The sequence below is a fragment of the Acinetobacter sp. Ag2 genome (assembly GCF_001005515.1).
GTDB classification, from domain to species: Bacteria; Pseudomonadota; Gammaproteobacteria; order Pseudomonadales; family Moraxellaceae; genus Acinetobacter; species Acinetobacter bereziniae.
Genome location: NZ_LBNA01000057.1, coordinates 93,763 through 111,619, shown reverse-complemented (window position 1 = coordinate 111,619; position 17,857 = coordinate 93,763). Strand labels below are relative to the sequence as shown.

The following is a 17,857-nucleotide window of genomic DNA, read 5'->3' as shown; positions in this document are numbered from 1 at the left end:
GTGCGACCCGTTATGTTAGAACAATTACAGCGTCTACAAACGCATATTGGTGTTTTAAAAACACGAATCGAGACTGTTGAGAAAGAAAATGCATCGCTGTTAAAAGAAAAAGATAACAGTGAAGAGCAAGCTCACGCTCAAATCAGCCATAAAAACAGTATTATTACCCAAAAACAAGATGAAATTGATTCGCTCACTGAACAGCTTGCTCAGTTGCAAAATCAATTTCAACAGCTTAACACTGATGCCTCATCTTTAGCTGAACGCTATAGCCGTTTAGAAAAAAGCTGTACAGATTTAAAAAATCGTTTTCAGGAAATTTTAGCCGAACGTAATGAATTACGCGTGGTTAAAGAGAAAATGGCAAATGAACAGCGCCATCATTTGCAGGACATTAAAAACCTGCAAGATGAGCGTGAACGTTTAATCCAAAAAAATGAACATGCAAAGACCAAAGTTGAAGCAATTATTCAACGTCTTTCTATTTTAGGGACTGAACAAGATCATCATGCGCAAGAGATTCAACAACTTGCTCATCCTTCAGAATCTAATGAGGAAGTATAATTATGTCTGAACATGTTACCGTAGAATTGCGTTTAATCGAACAGACTTTCCGTCTAGGTACGACAACAGAAAAAAGGCACGAGTTAGAACGTGCTGGTCAGCTGTTAAATGATAAGTTTCAAGAGTTCCGTCGCAAAGCACCCAACGTTGAACATAATAAGTTGGTGATTATGGTGGCGTTAGAGTTAATGCAAGAAGTTTTGAGCATGAATAAAACGTTACAAGAATACGCACAATGCGAACGTTTATTAGAAGCTATGCTCGAAGATGTTGAAAAAGCGGGCTAAACCGCTTTTTTTTCGTGCAGTTGATTTCATTTTTTTATCTATATTTATAATTTGTGACCTTTGATGATTTGCCACAAACGTCAGATTATGTATACTTAATACAACTCTGGGGTGTTCGCCAGTACGTCTATTCCCCTGCCGATACTTAAACTTATGGATGTGTTCTGTATATTTTGAGTGTATGCCCGCCGCGAGTGGGAAACCCAGTAAGTGTACGTCACGTCCACCTTGAACTCATCGGGTTCAGGGTAACGACCATGCAGCGGCATCACCGGAGTGTTTTAATTTAAATAATAACAACAACTTATATATTTTCAATCAAACTTATCAAACCAAATAAATCATTTTTTCTTGTCATTGTAGCCATTATGTAGCCTCTAGAAATGTCGTGTATTGTTGTATATGATTGCTAAATATTGTCTTATTAGTGCGTTAAGATGTCTTATATTCGATATAATATTACTAAAACTTTTGTAGACTTGTTACCCTTCTCACCCTCCAAAATTACATTTTATAAAGATGAGAAGCTCATCGGCTTTGCTGTACGTGTTACTAAGAACTCTAAATCGTATATTGCTGAGAAAAAATTGCCAGATGGTCGAACATGCCGAGTCACTATAGGTACACATGGTATTTGGACAGTGGCACAAGCAAGAGAAAAAGCTCAAGAATATTTACTCATGATTTCGAAAGGGATAGATCCTAATGCCGAAAAAACAAAATCTAAGAACGCCATAAGAAATCAAATAAATGTAAATACACTTATTCCTACTCTGAGTGATGCTTATGATAACTACAAATCTAAAAAAAATTTAAGTAAAGCAACGCTTGAGGCTTATGACCGCTGTGTAAATGATTATTTTAGTGATTGGAAGAATATAAAAATCACTGAGCTATCTCAAAAAATGGTTATCGACAGACACATGGATCTATCTAAAAGAAGCTTGGCTCAAGCAAATTTATCAATGAAATTTTTGTCCGCTGTCTATAATTTTACAGCTTCGATTTTATTTGATCATAATGATCAAAAAATTATCACCGAAAAAAGCCCTGTAGGTGTTATTTATAAAGAAAAAAAATGGAACAAAATTAAAAGACGTAAAGGCTATATTCGATCAGATCAATTACATGACTGGTCTGAAGGTGTATGTAAAACATATTGGAAAGGCAATCAAGGTACTGATCCAAGAGCTTATACAAACCAAGATTATTTACTCCTTTTAATTCTTACTGGGTTTAGGCGCGAAGAAGGTGAAACACTTGAATGGAAAAATATTGATTTAAAATATGGAACAATCAAAATTACAGATACAAAAAACCATGAGGACTTACTTTTGCCAATGGGCGATATGCTTTGGCATATTATGAAAGAAAGAAAGAGATTATCTGAAAATAATAAATTTGTTTTCCCAGGTATTGGGGTAGATACACATATCACAGATAAACGCAATGCAAGAGAAGAAGTAACCAAAAACACAGGTATTAATTTCACATTTCATGACTTACGGCGTACTTTTGGTACTATAGCAAATAGTTTGGCCATTGGTAGCTATACAATCAAAAAACTTATTAATCACTCATTAGACGATGATGACTTAGATGTAACAGATGGCTATATTCAAGTTACTTTTGATGATCTTAGAAAAGCTATGAATATGATTGAAAACAAGGTCTTATCAGATTTAGCTAAAAAGCTAATTAAAAATAGATTATACATTCAGCCAAAATCAACAAGAAACGCTTTTGCTGATTGGCACAAACACAACGAACAATTGATTATGGAGCATTTGTAAATGATGAAAAAATTTGATGGGAATATTCCTGACTTTCAAGTGTTGACTGATGAACGTCTAACACAAATGATAATCCCTGCCCAGTTTATTCCTGAAAAACCACCAGAGCTTGAGAGTCAAAATGTCGAATATATTTTTGACAGTTCAGATTCGTTTAATCTGACTTTTGATGAATTGGTTGAGATTGTGGCAAAAGCGCGATTAGCTGGACCTAGAATGATTCCTGTCTTAGGAACGATTGGAGATACTCTCACACAAAAAGCTCCACTCCATGAAAGAATTATTGAATTTGTGAAAAACAAAGGTGGTAATGTCTCATTTGTTGAATTCCAAAATGAGTTCCCTGAAATTAAAGGGGATTGGGACTTTATTTTGACTGAATTCAACTTATTGTTATGGCCTAATGTTACGGAAGAATTTATTCAAGCGATAGACTTTCTAATAAAGAGTGAGAAGCTCCAATTTGCCCCATGTGAATCATTGGTTTATATCGGTGATGGCGTTGTTCTCAATTACCCTATTGCTAATGATTTTAAACCATATGCTTCATTAAAGTGGTTCCCAATAGTTTTCAATTTGGTTTAATCAATCCTATAAATGGTCAGTTTACAAGGTGATCATTTATAAAAATGAAAAATAATTAAAAAAACATACATGATACGAAATAAATATGATACATTTTGACAAAACTGCATGAGTTATATAATTATGGATTTAAATGAACTTCGACCACATATTTTGAGCCGAATTGCACATGAATTTGGTAATAATTTTTTGGATAGTTTAGAATTTCAAATAAAAAACAGACTATTAGAGAAAGAGAATTATGTACAGGAAAGCTACTACTCCCCAGAACTTGCACGTCAAGAAAGTGTGAAATATGAGCCTGGTCTATTAATGGATGCACTTTTGGCTAGTGCTGTAGAATCTGGACATAATGCTATCGTTCAGGATACAAAACCTAGAGGACATCAGTTTGTCCAAATGACTACACCTTCATGCCATATCGTAATCATGCGGAAGGATTCTAATAATACCAAAAATGCCAAATTTTACATTGAGCAATCCTTATCAAATACGGGGTTAATCAAGCAACGTCAGAGAGATCTGCTAGCAGAAGTAATTCTAAATGAAGGGGCTAATCTTGATGATTTGCTTTTTATATGCGTAACAGGTTATTGGAATTCAGATGTTGAATTATTAGATCTTGATTTTATCATTCCACACCCTATTGAAAATAGACCCATTCTCACATTTAGTTTAGCAGAACTTAAACAATCTGCATCTGAGCCAATGACTGAAGTGGCGGAAGAAAATATACTTACGATCAAGAAGCGCTTAGATCAGGCTGATGATAGCTCCCGCGCTTCAGGTGAGTAAAAAATTGGAGGTACAGACAATGTTGGGTATAGATAAGTTCGAGCCAAATAGGTTAAAACTTGCCCGTCAAATGTACGATGACTTAAGTAAAACTGCTTTGGCTACAATGATTGATGTTGCACCATCTACTGTTACTAAATGGGAAGATGGTACACATAGCCCTCAACCAGAAGTATTAATCAATATCGCTGATGCTTTTGGCATTCCTGTGCATTGGTTTACTCGTGAGGTTCCTAATTTTGGTAATCCCTTATTTTTAAATCGTGCAAAAAAGCGTGTACTTAAAGCTCCATGTTTTAGATCAAACTCAATGCTAATAAATTTAGCTGAGATACAATCTATTGCTGATGAATGGATTTCTTTCCCTAAGGTTGATTTAATTCCTGCTCTTACTAGAGAAGAATCTTTATCATTAAATGAGGGGGAGATTCAGCTGCTAGCTGAAAATTTGCGTAACCATTGGGGATTAGGAGTTTCTCCAATCCCAAATTTGATGAAGCGTGTTGAGCGTGCAGGTATTGTTGTTACTAGATTTGAAATTGGTTATGAAGAAATGGATGGTACTTCTGCGTGGATAAATGACAGACCTTATATATTTATTGCAGCAGATAAACAAAATTTCTTTAGAGGTCGGTTTGATTTAGCGCATGAGTTAGGGCATATCGTTATGCATAAATACTTAACAGAAGAGGATAAGAAAAATTGGTTTGATAAGCTTGAAGAACAAGCACATTATTTTGCTAATTGCTTTCTATTCCCTACTAGTGCATTCATTGCTGAAACAAGAAGCCGCGTTTCTTTAGAGTCTCTAATGCTATTGAAAAAGCGTTGGGGGATTTCCTTAGCTGCAATGATGTATAAAGCTAAAACTTTAAACATTATTTCTGATGATCAATCTTCTAAGCTTTGGCGAAGTTACCGTTATCGTGGTTACACAAAATCTGAACCTTATGATATTGATACTATTGCAGAAGAGCCAAACCTACTCAAGAATATGATCAAGATGTTACTTGAACAAGGTGGTTTTGATAAAGCCAATATTATTGATAAATTTGGGCTTAAGAAACATTTAGAACTTTTAGCTGGCTTGCCAAAAGGATATTTAGATGATGATTTTGGTCAAATTATTAACATGAAGCCTAATGCTGAAAAAGTTAATAAAATTGATAATCCAAACTCATTATTGAGACCTGCAAAAATCATCCAGTTTTCTCGTAAATAAAATAAGCCCTCAACCGAGGGCTTATTTTATTAAGCTTCCGTAACTTTAGTTGCTGTAACCCCACTCAACTTTGGCAAATCATAACGAAACTCAGCTGGTCTACTTGTCTTGCCGTACCAGCGGAATTCCTGAAAATCTGACTCATTATATAGTGCATAACAAACCATATTTGACTGATTGCCGCCAATACAGACTAATTTACCAGTTTTGCTATCACGACCTGCTACAAAGCAAACATGACCTCCACCGCTACGAGTTTTAATCGCTACGCAACCATAAGCGGGTTTCGATAGTTTTGATCCATAGTTCACATAATCTAATGCGCGGTACCAGTGCTTTGGATATGCAATACCTGCAGTCTTCAGACACCAAGCCACAAAAGTACCACACCAAGGTGTTTCATCTTCTTGCCACCAAGCACCAAGCGATTTTAGCCATTTTAGGATTGTTGGGTTATGAGCAGTTTTGCTTGTGTTTTCTTTTAAGCCTAAATGCTTCTTGGCTTCAATCATCCAAGCTAAATCATTTGTAGTGGATACTGGTGCTGAGATCAGTGTATTGACACCAGTTAAATTTAACTGTGGTTCATGCAACTCAGGCTGTTTTTTCAAACGTGCTAAAATCATAGCAACACCAACAAAAGCGCCGACGTATTCTTTCCAATTTTCAGGAATTGAGTTTTTAACTTCCTGAGGAATCAGATTCCAAATCATTAAAAAGTGCTCAGAGAATAAACTCAAAGCAAAAAAAATGGCGCTTATTGCGCCTACTTGTACTGACTTGAGTTTCCAAGCCTGTTTCCAGTTATCGATTAATTTCATTTGATACTCCACGTGTTTGCTTGACGTTTTAGCCAAGACTCAATAAATGTGCTTCCTAAAATCCCTAATGCCGATGCTATTGCAATCAATGCAAGAGGATTGATGTCAGGAATCTGTAAAACAATTGCGCCGGCGATTGTTGATGTTGCCCCTCCTAAAATCGTTCGACCTATCGCTAAACGCCACGTCAGTTTTTCATCAGAGACAAGCAACTTAGCAAATCCAATACACAGCCCTACTACAAGAATGAGTAGAAAATTTTTCTCATGCTCCTGCATGAATCCCCCTAATTTTTTTGCAATAAAAAAGCACCTTTCGGTGCAATTAATAACAATTGATATTTAGACTTAAAGCGTCATAGCTTGCTGCCAAAGTTGGTCCACTTGTTCTTCGCTAAGTTCAAGCATTTTACACATTGCATTCACTGATTCTGATTGTCGTTGAAATTCTACGGACTCTGTATATTCAATCTGCATACGTTTACGTAATGTTAAGTCTGGAATGTTGTCGATTGTTGATTCAACTTTTTCAAGCAAATCATTTTCGAGTAATGCGAGTTTGAATTGTCGACGAGTCAGGGGTGTAAGTGTCTTTAAAAAGATGTCACGCTTCTCTTCATCTGATAAATATTTTTCAGGGTTTAAATGACGATCAACTTCGCTTTTCGTCATCTTTGTAAACTCTTTGGTGATTAATTCATCTTGTGAACCGTCACTCTCGAATGCAAAAACTTCACCATTTTTTTTGAAATATTTCATTATGTTAGCTCCGACCATTTAGTGAATGTTCCATCAACACGGTAAGTTGTATATGGAGGCACTGTAATCTCACCACCCCTCGATGTGCCCCAGGCTGTAGTATTTGAAAAGGCAAATAGAAACTCACCTCCAACACTTATATTTGCATAAGCATTATTACCCCCAGCCTCTAAATAAATAGCAACTTTGATAGGTACGGATCTGTTGTTGGTATATGTTGTATTGGCTGCACGTTGAGATGTTACATTGCGCCACGTTTGATTAATGCCAAGCCCTTGAACTACTGAAGCCGAAATATTTACGTTTCCGTAATTATCAAAGCTCGCACTTCCTGAGAGTTGACCTGAAAGCGTCACTGAACCTTGTGGATCTAATGAACGCCATTCAGTAAAGTTTTGACCGCCATTCCAAGACTGTCGGACAGCCACAGATCCATTTACATTTTTATTATGTGCGTAATAAGTTTGATGAATCGTCGCTCCAGCTTTACGAACTTCTAAAATTCCATATCCATAGAATCCACTGATATTACTATCTGCAACAAGATAAAAACCATCTTCAAGAGAACTGTTTAAAGTTGAATCATTTGCATTTCCTAGATAGCGCATAGGAGCTGTAATATTAATATCACCTGTTCCATCAAATAGAACATTATTGATATTTCTGGCAATTTGAAGTTTTGAAGCAGAAGGAGCTATTCCTTGTCCGTTCCCTGTACCACCACAATCAACAGATAATGGAACATAGCCCGTAGCTGGATCAAATGCACCCCACTTTTGTTGGTTGATAAATAAATATCTACCTGTACTGTTACTAATTGTTGTTTCAGCGCGTGTTGTAAAAAAGCCGCCTGAGGTTAAAATGGTACCCTTAGAATAAATACCTGAATTGGGGATTTTATCAGCATCAGAATAACTATCAGAAATAAGTAAACCGCCTGTAAGCAATCTTTTGGCTATACCGCCATCTTTAGAAACAAACCAAAAGTCACCATCGTTTCTAAAATTTTGTGCATAGACTGGACCATCTACTTGAATATCACCAGTGAATTTTGTAGTTCCTGTAAATGTCTGATCTTGGGTGAATGCGATTTCTTTCCAAGATGTCCAAGACCCATTATAAAACCGTCTAATGAATGTGCGATTTGTGTTGTATTCAGTAAATGTTTGCTTTGCACCTGCATGACGTTCTACAAAGAGTGAAAAAGCAAATGGTGTTGGTAAATTTAGAATAGTTGCTGCTTCAGCATCTGCATCACACCAATACAGTCCTGGTTCCTGATAATGGTTTAAATCACCGCTGGAGATTTTTGTTGATTTTGACAGTTTACTATCAAACAATGTTTTTCCTTGTGCTGCAGTCAACGCCTCAGTTACAGAAGTACTAGTCAATGTATTGTTTAGTTGTACTGCTCCTTGTACTGTTGTCGAAGCTGAAGGAAACATTCTATTGCCAGCACTTGTAATTCTCCCTTTGTTATCAACTGTAAATACTGGAATTTGTAATGTGTTCGCTCCATAAGTACCAGCACTTGTATTTGCCATTGCTAAAACCATATTGATAGAAACATTAGATGTCCCATCAAAATAAGTCGTACCATTTGCATCACCTGCAATTGTAATATTTCGAGCAGTTTGCAATTTTGTAGCTGAAGCAACATTACTATTGGTATGTGCTATATTTTTCCATGAACCATAATTAGCATTTGTAGGTGCTGAACGTACTGCGATTTCACCAGAAGAATATCCAGTAGCCATTTGTAGTCGCCCTGGTGCATTTTTTTTGTAAGTTGTTTTTGTCTCAATATAAATAAAATCATCTGCAATATTGGGTGCATTTAATAAATTTATATTTTTAGAAACTAAAATACGCGATCCAAGTGGAAAATCATCAAAAGTCTTAAAAGTTTGCTCAGTGAGATGATCTTGATAATAATCAACATCTTTTGCAAATGAATCAAAAAAAGAGTTTCCAACTTCAACCTTTTTTTCGTTTAATTTTTTGCCTTGATTTGCTGATAAGGGTTTTTTTGCATCACTTGAATTTAGATCATCAATTGCGTCTACAGTCGGTTGAGGATTTAGCTTACTATAAATTTCATACCATTCTGACCACTCTTGATAATAAGATCGAATATATTGTTTCGTACCACCACCATTGTAAGTCGTTAGCCTTTGAACGACGCCTGCGGTAATATCCACTTGTAGAGTGAAAGATAACCATGTTGGACTGTTTTTAATAGTTGCAGCATAAACATCTAGATCGACAAAGAAGCTTCCTTGAGTTTTATAATTATTTAAATCAGCATTTACAGGGATATTAATTGCTTTATTGAGTTTATTATCCTCTAAATATTTTCCTTGTTTTGCCGAGAGTGGTTTTTTTGAATCATCTGTCGTTAAGTTATCAACAATCTCATTATGACGAATGTAATCTTCATCAATGATTTGATTTACAGTTAAAGCTAGCTTGTTAAACAAATAGTTAAACCACTGGCGTGCAGGTTTAAGGTTTACAGGAAAACCATCTTCTTGATTTAAACCATCAGTATTTTTTTGCCCATTTTTGGCAAATTCAGGTAGTTTATTTACTGCCATTTTTACATGCTCTCAATAATAAGTGATACACCCGCAGGCAATGGGAAAAAGAGTAGAACGAGAATTTTGTCGCTATAGGATTCTCGCGTTAAAAATTTAAAAGTGACTGACATATCTTTGTTATCAATGACTTTGAAATGCTCATGATTTAGAACAAGTTTTAAAATTGCTTTTGTCTGGTCTATATTTCCAGTACTGATATTTTTGAGAATCTTTGCCTTAATTAAATTTCTTAAAAATTGCCCTTTCGGGATTAATCCACCCGTTCCAGATTGACCAGATTCCCTAAAATAACCGCCAATACTTGGATCATCTGTCTCACCAAACGTCAGCGCATTTTCTTGATCAATAAAGCCGAAATATTCAAGCTGTGCTGCACCAGGAATAATTAGCGGCGTTCCAGTCCAACGCGCTAAAGTTTCTAGATAAGGATCTGTCGCGGTGTCAACATCATAGTGGCTGTGTAAATTATTCAAAAAATTAAAGCAGTCAACTAACGGGGAATTGACTGCTTCAATCATTGCAATATATTTAGGCTTTAAACGATGTTGACTAGTAATTAGTTTTCTATAATCACCAATCTTTTTATCATCCACTTGTCACCTCGATTTGAATTAACGATGGATCACAAAAGGCTACGCAACCAAATGGCAAAATATAGTCATTCATATATTCAACGTTGTTGGCCACAATAATGATTGAAGAAACCTCATAGGTTTGGCTTTGTTCTGCACCATAGAGATTGGCAGCACCAATTAATTTATTTTGCGTAATCTTGTCACCAATATCTAAAGCATTGACATACTCAGCGAGCAACTTACGAATAGAGTCTGCTGTATCTGCGCTATAAGATTCATTTGTTGTGATTTGAAGCTTGAAATTGATGTTGACTACATCTGGACGATATAGCTTGATCGTTTCTGCATCACCGTAGACATTGACTACTGTAACGCTTGTATTTCCGTATAGAGCGCAACCCATAGACTTGTATTTATGAATTAAATTACCAATCGCCTGAGAGTCACCCCCGTAAGCAATCACACAAAGCGATTTAGGCGGTAATCCGTTTGCATCTGCGACAGTTTGCTTATTTTCAAAATACTTACATCGAGTGACATTCGGCAAATCAAGAATAGCTCCCCGCAATCCTTCAGGCATTGATTGAGAGGGAATAGCCACTGATAAAGCTTGGCGTTGTCTCAGTCTTGCATTGGTTTCAGCATCTTGACCTATAGATGACGAGTTCTGATTATTTACGCTTTGCCAACCACGTGTAGGGTTCAAGATTGTTTTTATTGTATTTGCAGATGCTAAAACTGCCCCTGCATTTTCAGCTATTGCAGAAACAATGATAGAGCCTGACTGCGGTATAGTGATGTTCGCAGGTAATATCCACTTATTGTTATTGGTGTCGCCAACAATTCCTGCTTTAATTAGTGTTCCTGATACTCCTGATATTGTCACATCAACAGTAGAGAATGTCGCTAAAGCACGTGTGATGCCATTAATTTTAACATTGCGTGTTAAGGCTTCTGTGTCCGCAGTTTTCGGGCTAAATGAGTTATAAGTTTTAACACAGACCGCATTAACATCGTTAAGGGCTAAAGATAGTACCCCCAAAAACTGACCGTCTAAACTGTCATTTTCAAGATATACATCATTGCCATAAATATTCCTGTACTGCTGTTTGAAATACGCAAGGATCTGATCATAAGTTGGTGCACTTATTCCACTTTCATTAATGACAGGTGCTATTGTAGTTAGTGCCATTAGTCGTAAGCCCCCGATACTGTTGTTTGGCCATAAATAGTATTCACGGTCATGGATACCGTTAATCGTCTTGTTTCACGGTCTAATGAGCTTTGAAACGTCTCAATTGAAGTTACCCCATAAGTTTCTAAAACTCGTTGGCGTAAAGTCAATTCATAAAGATTCTTAGACTGTTTTCCTAAAATGGCTTGTGACCAACCTGTGCCATCTGATGTATCGGCAAACCACTCACCTACCCATAACTTGAGCCGTGTTTCTATTGCTTGGGCGATAGCTTCAGCACGATCAATATGAAAATCATTTAGTCCTGATCCAAAGCTGTAATCACCTTGTTCATCTTGTTTTCTATAGCGCATAAAAAAAGACGCTTTCGCGCCCTCCTATTTTCTATTTTGGTCCAGCTGATTCATCACCACCCGACTTGACTCCACCATGTTTGTGGCTAAATAAACTGATCACTTTAGCAATAACATCAGAAAGCGATTTGATAATACCCGTCACTGTCAAAGTTTCATTCATCTCCACATCACAATGAAAAACCGCTTTTGAGCCCAGAAAATGAATTTCTCCACCTGGTGTGATTTGAATCTTGCAAGTGTTCGCATCATTACGAATCTCAAGATTATCTGTAGAAATATCGCTGATTTTTTTTGTTTGTGATTGAGGTCTAAAAAAAGCAAATCCATCTGATAAATCATGCTTTCGCATATCAAAAGGATTTTGAATACCCCCTGACTGCCACCACAAATCAATATTTCGATCTGCAAATGAGACTAAACATTCATCACCTTTCTTAATGGGATGTGTGATCGTAAAGCCACCTGCGCACGGAAACATTACCGGTACATCTTCAATCACCGGCATTTCAACTGTTTCAATCTCACCCGTTCTTGTCATTACTGGTATTTTAATCAAAGGCTGTACATTAACTGTGACCGCTTCTGAATCGTAACTATCAATTTCACATGGTAAGGCTGTCCAGAAGTTTGCCAATTCGGCTCTTATCGCATCTCGTACAATGGATAATTGATCTGGTGCAAGCTCATTAAAACTTAATGCCATTAAGTAGCCCCTTCTGTTTGAGTTGGTCTCCAATTTTCATCTACAGCATCAATCGTGATGCCAGTTTTTGGCACAACAGAGTCAATACCTATACAGACTAAATCGGTGTACCAATCATTGCCCCTTGTATCGCCATGATGCTCAACGGATCTTATAAGAAAAAGGCCACCTGCATTGGTGGCCGTTCTAGGATCCTTTTGTGGCTGATCAACTTTTTGACTGCCGTATGTAATGTCATAGGCTTCTGTTTGTAAGTTGCTCATATCAACTTGAACACGACCACCCCATTTCATTTTAGGGTTTAACAAGCAAGAAACTTTTAAGCCTTCACTGGTGAGTTGAGGAATACCAACCATGCCAGTTCTAGGCGTAAGAATTTGCACTGGTACGGGAATATACCCTTTAATTGGTACTACATTGAGATTGTCATCTGAGAAGTCAATCAGCATGTTATTTTCTTCATAGAACTGCCTCAAATTGTCTTCGAGTGGTCCAAAGAAAACACGACCACGCGGGTATTGTTGGCTTCTTAAATCAACTACATCCCCTTTTTCAACACCATGCTTACCTGCTTCATCCACCAAAAAATTACCAATATCATTGATGGTTGTACCTGCAGATAACGTTTGGCTGACCAATGCAGCACTTTTTAATCGATCACCAGATTGGGCAAGAATACACAACCAGGTATCTGTTGGATTATCTCGTCCACGGCGATATTGAAAAACTCGACCTTTAAAGACAACTTCCAAAGGACCAAGCATGTAACCACATTCAAAAATGACAGTGCTATTTACTTTCTCACTATTCATACCTGCCAAGCGGTTCATAGTAGATTCGCTCATGTTGTAGATATAAAATTCTGCTGCCTTAGGTGTAGAGGTCGTCGCCTGACCAATATGAAATACAATTTTGAAATCAGATAAGTCTAATGCTTCAGGTTGACCATCTTCGATTTGCACTGTGAGCTTACACTTACGCTCCCATTGTAATGTCATGTCGGATCTCTCCAATATAATTGGATTTTAGAGCCTAGATCGAAAAATCCTTGTGACTCATTTTTATTTGAATTGGTTGCGAAGAATGAACCTTTGATTAAGTGTTGATGCTGCTCAAGCAAATCTATATTTGGATTCATCGCCAAACCTGAAATGATCGGATTTTCTGAGCTATCCAATACATCCAAGTACCAACAATCTAAGCGAAAAATGAGTTGCAATTTATAGGTAATTTTATTCAGCTGAACAATAAACTTTTGATTTCCTACTCCTAAAGGGATTTTATATAAGCCCATAATTAACTCCCAAAAATACCAGTAGCAATCTTACTTAAAACAGATTCATTTTCTGGTGTCGCCTGAACTGTTCCACCATTGGAGACCCCTGCGGATGAAGCTGGGTTTGTTTGTTCATCAAGCAAAACACTAGTTTCAGAAGATTGAACTAAAAAGACTTTTTTAAGCGTCATTTCGATCATCAAAACATTTTCTGTTTGTAAGTCCGTTGTGCATCCAAGCGACTTGATTAACATATTGCTATAAAGGCGTTTACCTGTAGAAATTACCAAAAGTTGCTTTAAGTTTTGAAGCTGTTGCAGTGTTTCATATACAGCCACAAGCCCAGTTGTTTCAGATAGCAGTGAATCACCAACTAGACCATTTAACTTGCCTGCACTTTCTGACCATCCAACCTTAATTGTTACTTCAGGAGGTTCTTTATAGGCATGGTCAGACATAGGCGAACCGACTTCTGTTGGATGCTCAGTGATTTGCAATTCGTCTTTGTGCTTTTCTTCAATCGTCACATCAGCGAAAAGCCCCATGATTGTTCGCCCACGACCAGCAAGTAATAATGAGCCTGCAATTTCTGTTAAAGGTGATGCCGCAACAGTACCGAGTGCAGTATTTAAGATTGAGTTTATTGACATATTTCACCTATAAAAAAACCTCCCGAAGGAGGCTTATGAAAATTTTACTTTTTCCATACATTTTTAAACCATGTAAACATTTTCTTTTCTGGATCTTTAACTCTAACACCTGCCCAAGTATCTTTTTCTTCATTTAACTCAATTACTATCAATCTCTCTTTCACAATAGCCATTAAATCGTCACGAACAATTGCTGCTGAATATTTACCTAATGAATCAACCGCAAACCAAGTATCACCAATCCAATGCCACCATGCTAATTTCTTTTCTTTCATGTAATTGGTAACTAGTTTTTCTTGATCAGGGCTTAAATCGTCAAAACAAACAATGTATCTACGTTTCATTATTATTGTTCCTCCTGAACAGGTTCAATAACTTTTACAGTATTCGGAAGGCTTTTTGGTGATGAATGAACATCTATCAAACTATCGCTTGAGGACTGTTTCTCGATTGCTAATTTCTCAAGATTAAACTTTTCACTTCTTAGAAAGTCAGTTTTACCTGTAAATAAGCAATAAAAGAAAGCTATCAAAATTGCAATTATGATTAAAAATATTAATGCAAATAGTCCTACTGAAATTAATGTTGGAGCTTTAACTAAATATGAAGCAGTTAATGCTCCAACTAGTATAGCCAACACCCATGCAAGAATACTTAAAATAGAAGATTTAGAGCCAAAGGATTTTGCACTCTGTAAAACATGTTGAATGTAATCCATAAAGCTTTCAAAAGCCCCATTATTTACTTTTATATAATGTTGCATGATACTAACCTCTGAACTATAAATCTATAAAATGATGCTTATTTGATAAAAATCAAGGAACTTTTGATATGAAAAAACTACTCCTACTTACCATTTTAGTTAGTGGCGGGGCTTGGGCGGATTGTGAAGATCCAAAAACGTCTTTTGAAGTCCAAAAATGTTTATCGGATGATTTAAATGATCTAAATAAACAAATGCAATCTTCTTATGCAAAACTACACAAACAAACACAAGCTAAAGAAGAATTAAAAAAATCTCAAAATGCTTGGGTTAGTTATAAAGATATCCAGTGCGGGGATTTTATTGCAGTAAATACTGATCATAGTCCAGCATCTACAGCATACTCTTTAGCTTGCCAAGCAGACCTTACTCAACAACGTATTGAGTTTATTAACAATCAACTTGATTAAACAAGAAAACTTTTCGCATTTCTTGCCATAACCGTCATTGAATTTTCTTGCTGACGCTTTACAGCGTTAGCTGACTCGATAGGTTCTTTAGCTCCGTTAATCGTCATATCAGTTTTAAATTCTTGATGAATTGTCACATTTGAAGCAGACATTTTTGAATTAATGCTATTGATATGAGATTTTTCAGGATTTTTAACAGGTGTTCCAATATTTTGAAGTGTAAAACCTGAAAATAAGTTTTTGCGATCGTTAATATAATTTGTTTTGGTTTCAGGTTGATTTAATGAAATATTAAAAGGTTTGGGTATAAACTTTTTCAAGTCATTAGTAGTCCCATGCCCATGAACATTTTTCCCTGAACCAAAAACTAAATTATTCTCTACCGCTTTTTTATAAAATGCATCAACCCAAGCCTTTCTATTTTTCATATCTGACACATAAGGGTTAGCATAATTCAGATGTCCACCTACGCTAGATTTTTGACCATTAGCCCTTTCTTCTAAATAACTCATCACCTCTGCTTTTACTTTAGGGTTAATATGTTTCGTCGGCATATTTTGTACTGATCCGTAAGGATTTAGTTTAATAACTTTACCTGTTTTAGTTTTATACGATTTTGGACCTGTGATTTTTGTAAATTGCCTATTAGCATTCGCTACATCACGAACTGTTTTACCCCATTTTCCTGAAACTACACGATTTAAGATTGTATCCACTACACCATGAGTTTGTTTGGTAAATGCCTCACCTTTAAGTGATGGAACAACTTCAGTAGAAGTGACTTTAATTAAATCTTCAATATCCTGTTTCGAAAGATGTAGTGTACTGTTAGTAAATTCCGTTTGATTAACGCCTACACTGTCCTTAACTACATTCTGAGCCAAGGTAGCCACACCCACTACAGCATTAATTCCTTTTTGAATATTGTCTTGTAAGCCATTAATAAAAGATGATTTATCCTTATTCAGTGGTTGTTCAATATTAGCAGGTTTAGGAATCTGAGGAATGGTAGGTTGTAAAGCTGCAGAACTATTAGGTTTTATAGTTTGCGGTTTATTTGGCTGTTGTGCATTTTCGGCAAATTTAGCTAAATCTTTAGCATTCTTAGGAGTTTCGATCTTTGGTTGTGATTGATAACCGATTTCACCACGTTCACGTTGATCTACCCGAGTTTGAGCATCTTTATCACCAAAGAAAGCTAACCCTTTATCAATTAATCCAAAACCTGCATCCATCCCATTAGCAATAGCATCACGTGGGGCAGAAACTTCCCCATTTTCATCTGGAGTGGGATTAGCCAGTTCATTGCCTACATTAGATAAAACATCTTTTGTAGTTTCGACAACTTCCTGAACAGCACTGACTGGATCTGAAATAATCTTTTGAACAAAGTTAATAACTTTATCTTTGATCTTATCGAGCAAATCTAAAAAGTCTTTTATCTTATTGATGATGGTTTCGATTCCATTGGTCCATTTAGACCAATCAAATAATGACTTGCCACCATCACGCCATGTTTTGTAGTCATCATAGAGTAAGGCCAATGCTGCAGCTAAAGCTAAAATGATGCCAATCGGTGAAGCAAGGAAAGCCAAACGGAATAGTTTTAATACGCCTATAAAGCTTTTTATCATCGGAATGAACTTAAATAGCATTCCAAAAGTCTTGATGAATCCACCTAATACCAATACCAACATGCCAAAGCGTAACCCTACACCTAGCATCTGCTTTATTTCAGGATTTAACTGACTGAATGCTGATATACCCGCTTGAATCAATTGGTTAAGTAAACGCAATATTGGAATAAGGGCTTTACCCGCCTGCATCACAATGACTTGAAAGCCTGTTTTCGTGACCATTGTTAAGTCACGGTATTCAGTCATGAAATCATTGCCTGATTTGGTCAAATCATCATTCATGCCAAGCTGTTCTTGTATCTTTTGGTATTTCTCCATGTTCGATACAAACTTACCATCACGCATGGCCAACAAGGTATTTTGATCAATACCTAATGAATTGGCATAAGCATTAGCTTGATATGCTGGCATTTGAGCAAGCACACCACTTAGATCCTTCATTACATCGACACGATCGCGCATCTCGCCATTGGCTTGTTTTGTATTCACGCCAAGGCTGTTAATCATTCCCTCGTAACCGGGTGAATTACGCATTTTTTCAGCTAACGATTCTAATGTGCCAATAGCGCTTTCGGCATTACCACCCATTTGACTAATGGCATTACCAAAAGCAGTAATGTTGGTTGCGCTTGCACCTATGCGCTGTGAAGAAAAGTAAAGCTTATCTAGCTCACTTGCAGTTTGACGCACGGCTATAACTGCACCAGTCGCTAAAGTCAAAAGAGCAACTTTAAGCGAAGCTGATTTAAGCTCTATACGCCCCATTGCATCCTGCATTTGCCCCAAACCGGTATTATCAGTTTTAAAACCTAATGCAACCATGAAGTTGCGAATTACACCTTCTTCAGCCATGAAACCACCTAATTA

The 17,857-nt window shown here is 36.7% G+C and carries 20 protein-coding genes, 1 other RNA gene and 1 pseudogene; 8 read left to right on the top strand and 14 right to left on the bottom strand.

The genetic code is table 11. The features are described from left to right. Positions 1-12 precede the first annotated feature (12 nt). The 7 genes and pseudogenes from AAV97_RS17430 (at position 13) to AAV97_RS17400 (ending at position 5,246) form a co-directional block, all read left to right on the top strand. The gene (locus AAV97_RS17430) at positions 13-564 is read left to right on the top strand and encodes a hypothetical protein (protein WP_004831739.1); all 552 of its coding nucleotides are present in this window, start codon (positions 13-15) and stop codon (positions 562-564) included. Between the two features lie 2 nt (positions 565-566). After that, complete coding sequence (locus AAV97_RS17425) at positions 567-851, top strand: cell division protein ZapA (protein WP_004831740.1); 285 nt, start codon at positions 567-569, stop codon at positions 849-851. Between the two features lie 100 nt (positions 852-951). Then, positions 952-1,133: non-coding RNA, 6S RNA (gene ssrS, locus AAV97_RS20985), on the top strand. Between the two features lie 155 nt (positions 1,134-1,288). After that, positions 1,289-2,644 carry a site-specific integrase gene (locus AAV97_RS17420; protein WP_046761250.1) on the top strand — a complete coding sequence of 452 codons (1,356 nt, stop codon included), beginning with the start codon at positions 1,289-1,291 and terminating at the stop codon, positions 2,642-2,644. Further along, positions 2,645-2,887: pseudogene (locus AAV97_RS21300) on the top strand (hypothetical protein); the annotation flags it as partial. A 450-nt stretch (positions 2,888-3,337) separates the two neighbouring features. Next, a complete protein-coding gene (locus AAV97_RS17405) occupies positions 3,338-4,024 on the top strand; it encodes a hypothetical protein (protein ID WP_228136564.1) in 687 nt (228 codons plus the stop codon). A 19-nt stretch (positions 4,025-4,043) separates the two neighbouring features. Then, positions 4,044-5,246: a helix-turn-helix domain-containing protein gene (locus AAV97_RS17400; protein ID WP_046761248.1), complete on the top strand. Its 1,203-nt coding sequence runs from the start codon at positions 4,044-4,046 to the stop codon at positions 5,244-5,246. Between the two features lie 29 nt (positions 5,247-5,275). On the opposite strand, the gene AAV97_RS17395 is transcribed toward AAV97_RS17400, so the two are convergent. The 13 genes from AAV97_RS17395 to AAV97_RS17335 form a co-directional block, all read right to left on the bottom strand. Next, the gene (locus AAV97_RS17395) at positions 5,276-6,067 is read right to left on the bottom strand and encodes a TIGR02594 family protein (RefSeq protein ID WP_046761247.1); all 792 of its coding nucleotides are present in this window, start codon (positions 6,065-6,067) and stop codon (positions 5,276-5,278) included. Next, on the bottom strand, positions 6,064-6,345 hold the full coding sequence (locus AAV97_RS17390; RefSeq protein WP_005028957.1) for a phage holin family protein: 282 nt from the start codon (positions 6,343-6,345) through the stop codon (positions 6,064-6,066). Before AAV97_RS17390 ends, AAV97_RS17395 begins: the two co-directional genes overlap by 4 nt. A gap of 69 nt (positions 6,346-6,414) precedes the next feature. Further along, positions 6,415-6,825, bottom strand: coding sequence for a hypothetical protein (locus AAV97_RS17385; protein WP_046761246.1), 411 nt, complete (start codon positions 6,823-6,825; stop codon positions 6,415-6,417). Beyond that, the gene (locus AAV97_RS21485; protein WP_046761245.1) at positions 6,825-9,422 is read right to left on the bottom strand and encodes a pyocin knob domain-containing protein; all 2,598 of its coding nucleotides are present in this window, start codon (positions 9,420-9,422) and stop codon (positions 6,825-6,827) included. The genes AAV97_RS17385 and AAV97_RS21485 overlap by 1 nt, the downstream gene beginning before the upstream one ends. Positions 9,423-9,424: 2 nt before the next feature. Then, positions 9,425-10,018, bottom strand: coding sequence for a DUF2612 domain-containing protein (locus tag AAV97_RS17375; protein WP_046761244.1), 594 nt, complete (start codon positions 10,016-10,018; stop codon positions 9,425-9,427). Then, the gene (locus AAV97_RS17370; RefSeq protein WP_046761243.1) at positions 10,011-11,192 is read right to left on the bottom strand and encodes a baseplate J/gp47 family protein; all 1,182 of its coding nucleotides are present in this window, start codon (positions 11,190-11,192) and stop codon (positions 10,011-10,013) included. Before AAV97_RS17370 ends, AAV97_RS17375 begins: the two co-directional genes overlap by 8 nt. Continuing rightward, on the bottom strand, positions 11,192-11,548 hold the full coding sequence (locus tag AAV97_RS17365; protein WP_046761242.1) for a hypothetical protein: 357 nt from the start codon (positions 11,546-11,548) through the stop codon (positions 11,192-11,194). The genes AAV97_RS17370 and AAV97_RS17365 overlap by 1 nt, the downstream gene beginning before the upstream one ends. Positions 11,549-11,579: 31 nt before the next feature. After that, the gene (locus tag AAV97_RS17360) at positions 11,580-12,254 is read right to left on the bottom strand and encodes a Gp138 family membrane-puncturing spike protein (protein ID WP_046761241.1); all 675 of its coding nucleotides are present in this window, start codon (positions 12,252-12,254) and stop codon (positions 11,580-11,582) included. Next, positions 12,254-13,252: a baseplate hub protein gene (locus AAV97_RS17355; RefSeq protein WP_046761240.1), complete on the bottom strand. Its 999-nt coding sequence runs from the start codon at positions 13,250-13,252 to the stop codon at positions 12,254-12,256. The genes AAV97_RS17360 and AAV97_RS17355 overlap by 1 nt, the downstream gene beginning before the upstream one ends. After that, positions 13,249-13,548: a phage baseplate plug family protein gene (locus AAV97_RS17350; protein ID WP_046761239.1), complete on the bottom strand. Its 300-nt coding sequence runs from the start codon at positions 13,546-13,548 to the stop codon at positions 13,249-13,251. Before AAV97_RS17350 ends, AAV97_RS17355 begins: the two co-directional genes overlap by 4 nt. A 2-nt stretch (positions 13,549-13,550) precedes the next feature. After that, entirely contained in the window at positions 13,551-14,180 is a 630-nt protein-coding gene (locus AAV97_RS17345; protein WP_046761238.1) for a phage baseplate protein, read from the bottom strand. Between the two features lie 44 nt (positions 14,181-14,224). Next, positions 14,225-14,524 carry a hypothetical protein gene (locus AAV97_RS17340; RefSeq protein WP_046761237.1) on the bottom strand — a complete coding sequence of 100 codons (300 nt, stop codon included), beginning with the start codon at positions 14,522-14,524 and terminating at the stop codon, positions 14,225-14,227. Between the two features lie 2 nt (positions 14,525-14,526). Continuing rightward, positions 14,527-14,943 (bottom strand): hypothetical protein, encoded by a 417-nt coding sequence (locus tag AAV97_RS17335; RefSeq protein ID WP_046761236.1) that lies wholly within the window; start codon positions 14,941-14,943, stop codon positions 14,527-14,529. 68 nt (positions 14,944-15,011) lie between these two features. On the opposite strand from AAV97_RS17335, the gene AAV97_RS17330 reads away from it, so the two are divergent. After that, on the top strand, positions 15,012-15,353 hold the full coding sequence (locus AAV97_RS17330; protein ID WP_046761235.1) for a lysozyme inhibitor LprI family protein: 342 nt from the start codon (positions 15,012-15,014) through the stop codon (positions 15,351-15,353). Here AAV97_RS17330 and AAV97_RS21480 read toward each other — a convergent pair. Next, the gene (locus AAV97_RS21480; RefSeq protein WP_228136563.1) at positions 15,350-17,842 is read right to left on the bottom strand and encodes a cell wall hydrolase; all 2,493 of its coding nucleotides are present in this window, start codon (positions 17,840-17,842) and stop codon (positions 15,350-15,352) included. The genes AAV97_RS17330 and AAV97_RS21480 overlap by 4 nt on opposite strands. Between the last annotated feature and the right edge of the window lie 15 nt (positions 17,843-17,857).

Bases quoted from the DNA above. Each gene is read 5' to 3' on its own strand.
- AAV97_RS17405 (WP_228136564.1), top strand. From the start codon at position 3,338: ATGAGTTATATAATTATGGATTTAAATGAACTTCGACCACATATTTTG.
- AAV97_RS17385 (WP_046761246.1), bottom strand. From the start codon at position 6,825: ATGAAATATTTCAAAAAAAATGGTGAAGTTTTTGCATTCGAGAGTGAC.
- AAV97_RS17390 (WP_005028957.1), bottom strand. From the start codon at position 6,345: ATGCAGGAGCATGAGAAAAATTTTCTACTCATTCTTGTAGTAGGGCTG.
- AAV97_RS17340 (WP_046761237.1), bottom strand. From the start codon at position 14,524: ATGAAACGTAGATACATTGTTTGTTTTGACGATTTAAGCCCTGATCAA.
- AAV97_RS21485 (WP_046761245.1), bottom strand. From the start codon at position 9,422: ATGGCAGTAAATAAACTACCTGAATTTGCCAAAAATGGGCAAAAAAAT.
- AAV97_RS21480 (WP_228136563.1), bottom strand. From the start codon at position 17,842: ATGGCTGAAGAAGGTGTAATTCGCAACTTCATGGTTGCATTAGGTTTT.
- AAV97_RS17395 (WP_046761247.1), bottom strand. From the start codon at position 6,067: ATGAAATTAATCGATAACTGGAAACAGGCTTGGAAACTCAAGTCAGTA.
- AAV97_RS17420 (WP_046761250.1), top strand. From the start codon at position 1,289: ATGTCTTATATTCGATATAATATTACTAAAACTTTTGTAGACTTGTTA.
- AAV97_RS17430 (WP_004831739.1), top strand. From the start codon at position 13: ATGTTAGAACAATTACAGCGTCTACAAACGCATATTGGTGTTTTAAAA.
- AAV97_RS17350 (WP_046761239.1), bottom strand. From the start codon at position 13,548: ATGGGCTTATATAAAATCCCTTTAGGAGTAGGAAATCAAAAGTTTATT.
- AAV97_RS17425 (WP_004831740.1), top strand. From the start codon at position 567: ATGTCTGAACATGTTACCGTAGAATTGCGTTTAATCGAACAGACTTTC.
- AAV97_RS17365 (WP_046761242.1), bottom strand. From the start codon at position 11,548: ATGCGCTATAGAAAACAAGATGAACAAGGTGATTACAGCTTTGGATCA.
- AAV97_RS17330 (WP_046761235.1), top strand. From the start codon at position 15,012: ATGAAAAAACTACTCCTACTTACCATTTTAGTTAGTGGCGGGGCTTGG.
- AAV97_RS17345 (WP_046761238.1), bottom strand. From the start codon at position 14,180: ATGTCAATAAACTCAATCTTAAATACTGCACTCGGTACTGTTGCGGCA.
- AAV97_RS17355 (WP_046761240.1), bottom strand. From the start codon at position 13,252: ATGACATTACAATGGGAGCGTAAGTGTAAGCTCACAGTGCAAATCGAA.
- AAV97_RS17370 (WP_046761243.1), bottom strand. From the start codon at position 11,192: ATGGCACTAACTACAATAGCACCTGTCATTAATGAAAGTGGAATAAGT.
- AAV97_RS17360 (WP_046761241.1), bottom strand. From the start codon at position 12,254: ATGGCATTAAGTTTTAATGAGCTTGCACCAGATCAATTATCCATTGTA.
- AAV97_RS17400 (WP_046761248.1), top strand. From the start codon at position 4,044: ATGTTGGGTATAGATAAGTTCGAGCCAAATAGGTTAAAACTTGCCCGT.
- AAV97_RS17335 (WP_046761236.1), bottom strand. From the start codon at position 14,943: ATGCAACATTATATAAAAGTAAATAATGGGGCTTTTGAAAGCTTTATG.